3 protein-coding genes and 2 pseudogenes are annotated in these 6,050 nt (G+C 41.4%); 2 read left to right on the top strand and 3 right to left on the bottom strand.

The genetic code is table 11. The features are described 5' to 3' along the window. Both H6S82_RS14960 and H6S82_RS14955 read left to right on the top strand, forming a co-directional pair. Positions 1-627 (top strand): annotated as a pseudogene (locus H6S82_RS14960) (glycosyltransferase family 2 protein); the annotation flags it as partial. Positions 628-638: 11 nt separating this feature from the next. Continuing rightward, positions 639-1,403 carry a DUF6817 domain-containing protein gene (locus H6S82_RS14955; RefSeq protein WP_190462749.1) on the top strand — a complete coding sequence of 255 codons (765 nt, stop codon included), beginning with the start codon at positions 639-641 and terminating at the stop codon, positions 1,401-1,403. Positions 1,404-1,610: 207 nt separating this feature from the next. On the opposite strand, the pseudogene H6S82_RS33565 reads toward H6S82_RS14955, so the two are convergent. The 3 genes and pseudogenes from H6S82_RS33565 to H6S82_RS14935 form a co-directional block, all read right to left on the bottom strand. Then, positions 1,611-3,179, bottom strand: a pseudogene (locus H6S82_RS33565) (alkaline phosphatase family protein). A 228-nt stretch (positions 3,180-3,407) separates the two neighbouring features. Next, positions 3,408-4,178 (bottom strand): GDSL-type esterase/lipase family protein, encoded by a 771-nt coding sequence (locus tag H6S82_RS14940; RefSeq protein WP_190462754.1) that lies wholly within the window; start codon positions 4,176-4,178, stop codon positions 3,408-3,410. A gap of 84 nt (positions 4,179-4,262) precedes the next feature. Then, on the bottom strand, positions 4,263-5,675 hold the full coding sequence (locus tag H6S82_RS14935; protein WP_190462756.1) for a hypothetical protein: 1,413 nt from the start codon (positions 5,673-5,675) through the stop codon (positions 4,263-4,265). Positions 5,676-6,050 lie beyond the last annotated feature (375 nt).

The raw sequence follows: 6,050 nt of genomic DNA, 5'->3' as shown, positions 1-6,050 counted from the left end.
ATGGCAGGAGGTTTTGCACACTTCCGAGACAAGCAGGGTAAACGACAGTTTTTTGAACAACATCGCTTCGCCAGAAAACCAATTGATAAAGTAAGTTCTGAACTGCGGCGAGAAGAAACTGAATTGCTCGAGTTTCATTGTATATTGGCGCGTACCGAAATATTTGAAAAGATCGGTTTGAATGAAAAATTTTTGAGTACGGGAGAACATTGGGATTTGTGTTTGGAGGTTCGGGAAAACGGCGGTACTATTTATTTTGAGCCGAATTCGATCGTCAGTTACGTTGCACCACCCCCGTTCGCATTGTCAGATTTACCTTTCTTCTTCCTGCGTTGGAGTGAAGCTTGGAATCGCGACAGCTTAAATTATTTCCGGGAGAAATGGAATTTATCAGAAGATGACCCTTGCCTGAAAGGTCATTATATCTGGTTAAATCGTCATCGACAAAGAACGATTAGAGAGTCGATTCGTCAATTTTTACCAATCAAACGCGGTGCTTGGCTCAATCAAAATATTTTGATGCCGATCGAAAAGCTGTTGAACAAAATTTTAGTCCGTCAGTCGCCAAATAAAACCCAGAAACAAAAAGAAGAAACCGTCACCAAAGCTACAGTTTCTAAATCTTAAGCAAAAAAGCAATGTATCCCTTTGCTCAAACAAACATTCAACTGTTCGCTCAACTTTCTAGACAGGGTTATTCAGAAACAGAACTAAGCTGTATTCTAAAAGCATACCAGCTAGCAATGTCTCTATTTACAGGTTACTTTCGAGGAGACGGCAAAACTTTTATCGCTCATTTAGTAGGCACTGCTAGCATCCTAGCTTCTGTTGATGCACCTGTAGAGGTGGTAGCTGCTGGTTTGTTGCACGCCGCTTATATGCAGGGTGACTTTGGAGATGGGGGAATCGGTATATCCAACAGCAAGCAGGAACAAGTAAGGCGTGCTGTTGGTAAGGATGTAGAAAAATACATTGCTAAATATACTGCTTTGGCGTGGAACGAAGAAAGCATATCGGCGATCGCGCAAAATTTGAATACCCTTACTCCTAGCGATCGCCACGTGCTTTTGATGCTCTTGGCAAATGAATTGGAAGATCATTTAGATTTGGGAATTCTTTACTGCGCTAATTTCGAGAAACGACTGCGCTATGTCAAGCGTAGCGGCGATTTAATCGTAAAAATAGCAGAAGAATTGGGTTTTGCTAGCTTAGCTGCGGAACTAACACGAGTGTTTGCCGAAGTTACTTCAGCTAACATTCCCGCAGGACTTCGCAGCACTTATAATTATTCGTTTCAGCTTGCACCCAAATCTTATCACAAGCGTACTTTAATAGGGTTGCGCGATCGACTTGTTCAAAGTCGGCGTTTTGTAGGTTATGTTTTCCGTCGTTTAAAAAAATAGAAGCTACTGTCAATTCTTTATGTAAAACATCATATCCCTTGGCGTTGAGATGCAGCGTATCGAGATCGTACTTATTCTTGCCGTTTTCAGCTAGAAGGGAATAAGATTCGTAGGTAGGATTGAGAGAAGCGAAACCCAACCTACAACAAAATGGCGAAGGTATTGTTGAAGAAATCGGGTTTCTTTGTACTGTTGAAAACCGCTATATTAATTATTTATCAAAACTTTTCCACAAAAAGCTTCGATCGCTTTTCCATCAACATCGGTCAGCGGTACTTCTAATATAGAAGCAATTGTCGGTGCGAAATCCATCACCGAAATCGATTCTTGGATCTGACCCGGTTGAATTGATGGGCCGATCGCAAACACTAACCCATCCCCTTTATGATCTCCTGTGCGGACGCCAGTAAAAGTTTTCTCAATTGTCCCAATTTTAGGAGAATAAACTTTAGAAATCGGTGCTTCCCGATTCCATTCTACCATCAAATCCGGTAGATGCGCCATCATTTCTCCTTTATAAAAATCTGCCGTTCGGATAACTTTAGAAACCAATGGTTTACCAGTATCGACATTGACAACAGCCATCAAATCTTCCGTCAGATGTTGGCAAAAAGCTTCGTATTCCGAACCAGGGTTTATCTTTCCTTTTGGTTCGCGACCCACCAGATTTATCCGAATTCCTCCATAAGTATCGTTGTTAGGAATTGTCAAACATTTGCGACTGCTATTATCAGGTTCTTTCAAAGCTTCTCGAACTGGTTTGTCACTTTTCCAAAAGCGATTTCGTAAAGGCTTCCAGATGTAATTTCGCAGAGGTTTTAAAATCTCTCGTAAAATAGGAGTTTGTTCCCAAGATGAACTCAAAACTTGAGAAACTTGATTGCCTATAGTAGGCATTTTAACATTTTTCAGACGGCGCAGAATGTCATCTAAAATAAACGTACCGTCGTAATGTGGCCCCATGCCATGACTGGCAAGAACAAATACTGTGGTTTCCTCTCCCACCTGTTGTAAAAGTCTGCCAACAGCAGCATCAAGAGCGATATATACATCTTTGATGGGATTACCAACAGCATCAGCGATCGCTTTATCGTGTTTTGGATGAGTAGGGTCGTGAAGGCTCCAACACTGATGTCAGACGCAATGGCTTTCGCTAAAAACTGTCAGAAATAAATCCCAGCTTTCTTGGGATAAAAATTGACTGGAAAGAGCTTCTTTTGTTTCTGCTCTCTTTACTAAATCATCGCGAAAATGTTGGTATCCTGCTGCACTCCGGGAGATCCGATTGCAATAGCCAATCGGATCTCGACCGTAATTTGCTTCTATCTCTGCGGCTAGCGATCGCGGCCAAGTATAAAGCTTATCAACGATATCCGGATCGTGAGTCAGCCAGTCAACTATGTGGATACCATTCACATTTTCAGTAGGAGGAGTTCTGGGAAGATCGATAATGGCAACTTTCTTATCGGCACGACTCAAAGTATCCCAAAACATTTCTCCTTTTAAGTCAAATACGCTATATTTAGTAGTGATATAACTACCTGAATTTATTTGACTGTAACAGTAGCAACCATGCTTGGCGGCGTCAACTGCTGTGGCAAAAGAAGGCCAAATAGCGCCAACATAAAGTCCGACTGGATTGTTAGTAATTCCCCAAGCTGCTTTCTCAAAAAGCGATTTAAAAGTAGGAAGTAAGCCTTCATCAGTCCACTGAGTAATCAAATCCTTATCTGCTGCATCTAGAGCGATGAACAGTATTTTTGTTTTTGCGTTCATTTAATATTTCTTCAACAACAAGCAATTTTTATAATTCAAGCTGATTCAGTACTATATTACTCTCTTATTTGGAAATTGCCAAATTTTTATTGAAGTTTTGTTAAAATTATTGTGAGTTTTTTAGACATCTCAGAATCAAAAAGCCGAAACTACTAATACTGCTACAGCTTCTAAATCTTAAAAGCAAATTCTGAAAAAAATTATTAGGGTGTGTTAAAATCTACCCTACTATTTCTCTATTTTGATTCCTGCTAATATTTTTGCCAGTTCTTTATTCAGAACCTCATACCCCTTGGCGTTGGTATGCAAAGTATCGCGATAGAACTTATTTTTGCCTTTGCCTTTTTCCGCGAGAAGCGCATAAGTATCCAGAATTATCACATTCGGCGCTTGCAAAGAATATATGTAAGAGTTTACTTCTAGAATAGCGCGATCGACCTCCGATGACCAAAACGGTCTGCGTGCTAACGGCACCTCAGCAACGGGGAAAATAGTTGTGAGGATAACTGTAGTACCGAGAGAGTGCGATCGCTTCACAATTTCCCCTATATTATCCTTACAATTAGCGATAATACTGGCTTTTTGGCGAGGAAACAGCGGTATCGTTTTCAAATCGTTGATACCGACTTGCACGACAATAATTTTCGGACGCAACGGTAAAACGTGCTTATCAAACCTTTCCAGCACTTGACTGGAAGTTTGACCGGTAATACCTCTGTTCGCAAAGGAAAAACCTTTTAACCCACTTGGAAAAGGCCATTCTTCAGCTCGCGAATCGCCAAAGAACACCACATTTGCTGTGGCGGTATTACTCACATCCCGCTGACTGGATTTAGCGCGAAAATGCTGCAAACCCAGCGGATCTAAGTTGGTTTGATTTAGGAGAATATAGTAATGTCTTGCTGCAAAGAATAGGCGGAAATTGAGTGCTACCGATCCAATCAGAGCAACGAGACATAATAGCATAGTTAGACGCAAAAGGCGCGGCGATTTCTGCATGATGGTATGGGGGATAAAATAAGAGGCAGAGGTTGTGTATTTTCGTGACCGGGGTCAATCCGGTCACGAGGCATAAAACAAATATTACGCAGGCGTTTTTACTGTGTAATACTCATATTTAGCATACACGCTAATAATCGTATCGCCAACCTCAAAAAACGTTCCTTCTCGCTCATATTTGGAGAATTGCAAGTTGGGATATTTACCACCAATTTCTGCCGCCGTTTGCGCTACCGCGTCGATATCATCTGGTAAATGTCCGGTAGAACCGATGTAGAAAACTAGGGGACTAATTTTTTCCCGATAAACTTTTTCTACATAGTCCTCCAGTTGCTCATTTGCCGCTGTCAAAGCAGCTACAAATTCGTCGCGATTGACTTTTTCTCCGTTCCATTTTGCCTGCAACATTGGCATCAGGTTATCTGCGCCAACTTTTGATAAGATAGCGGCAACGCTACCGTTATCTTCCATACCGAGAAAATCATCAAAAATTGGCTGCATCAACTCGTCAACTTTGGTGATCTTGGTGCGCGATGACAGGGTTTTGTGCGCGAAGATAATGTTCGCATTCAAGGCGATATCGAATGTGGGTTTTTCCACCTTCTCGCCAGTATCTCGATTGTACGCCTCGTATATGCGATCGAGGAATTTATTGGCTGAAGGAAGTTTGCCGAAATTGAGGATATCTTTGCTGCCGATATCGACTTTGTAGCTTTTCCGAAAATCAACAGTGCCGTTAGCAAGCGCTGAATCTAGAGAAGCATACTCTGTCGTTTTCGGAAAGTTGATATACAGGTTTTTCGAGAGATAGTGCTTTTTCAATTCCTCCACTTGTTCGGGTATGTAAGTATCGGATTCTTTCTTCAAGAAAGCCGATAAGATACTGGCAAGTACTTTCACTTCGGCTAACTCGTCAAACACGCCGTTAAGATGGTTGTAATGGACTTTTTCAGGTACTAGAGGTAAATTGTCGAAACAGATCGTGTATTCAGCACGAAAATCATAGTTTTCGACTGGATTGCCGGATTTTTCAACTACGCCTTTTTCTTTGAAAAGATCGAACACTTTCTGGCTGGAGAATTTGACTTGTAGCGACTTGACATTTATGTCGCCATCCCTGACAATAGTGTAGTTATTGAAAGTTTCGAGATCGGTAAATAGCAAACCGGCGACTTCGGTAATTTGGTTTCCATCTTCACCATTGACCAGCTTAAACGGTCTGGAAGTCAGCATATTGATAGTTGCGGTATTGCGATTGAGTTTAAATGCGATCGCACGCACATACTCGCCACCATCGGTAAATTCACCTTTCAGCAAAGGCGGGACAAGATTGCCCTTTTCGTCTCTGGAACCGGGAATTTTCTTCAACCCTTGGCGTTGATAGTTATCCCGCAAATGCTGAAGATTAATAATGATGCTGTTGTGGTTATCTTCCCACAATTTAACTAACTCCAGCACAGAAATTTTATGGTTTAGTTTGGCGATATTTAAAGCCATGTGTCGATTTTTCCTGAATTACAAAGCGAACGTCAGGCGATGCAAGGATTTTGGATTAGTTCCTAATTCAGCACCCTGCCATTAGACATCTCCAAAAATTCTTGTGGGGTAGGCATCCTGCCTGCCCTTTGAGATTCTTTTCTGGAGAGGTATATTGGGTTAAGAGTAGCCGTGCAATCACCCTTCCCAAAGGCAATCCTTACCACAGACTACCTAGATAAACCCAGAAAAATCTAAAATTTATCTGCGTAGCCTACGGCAAGGCTATCGCCTACATCTGCGTTCATCTGCGGTTAAAAATCCGAAAAAATTTGTTAGTGACAGTAAAGATTTTAGGTAAAAGTAATGAAGTGTCCTAACTATATATATTATACT

This window comes from Planktothrix sp. FACHB-1355 (assembly GCF_014748295.1).
Classification (GTDB): Bacteria; Cyanobacteriota; Cyanobacteriia; order Cyanobacteriales; family Aerosakkonemataceae; genus Aerosakkonema; species Aerosakkonema funiforme_A.
The sequence above is the reverse complement of the archived record's forward strand: the minus strand, read 5'-3'. Positions and strand labels throughout refer to the sequence as shown.

What these genes read in the sequence shown, in the direction of transcription:
- H6S82_RS14935 (WP_190462756.1), bottom strand. Translation starts at nt 5,675, where the DNA reads ATGGCTTTAAATATCGCCAAACTAAACCATAAAATTTCTGTGCTGGAG.
- H6S82_RS14955 (WP_190462749.1), top strand. Translation starts at nt 639, where the DNA reads ATGTATCCCTTTGCTCAAACAAACATTCAACTGTTCGCTCAACTTTCT.
- H6S82_RS14940 (WP_190462754.1), bottom strand. Translation starts at nt 4,178, where the DNA reads ATGCAGAAATCGCCGCGCCTTTTGCGTCTAACTATGCTATTATGTCTC.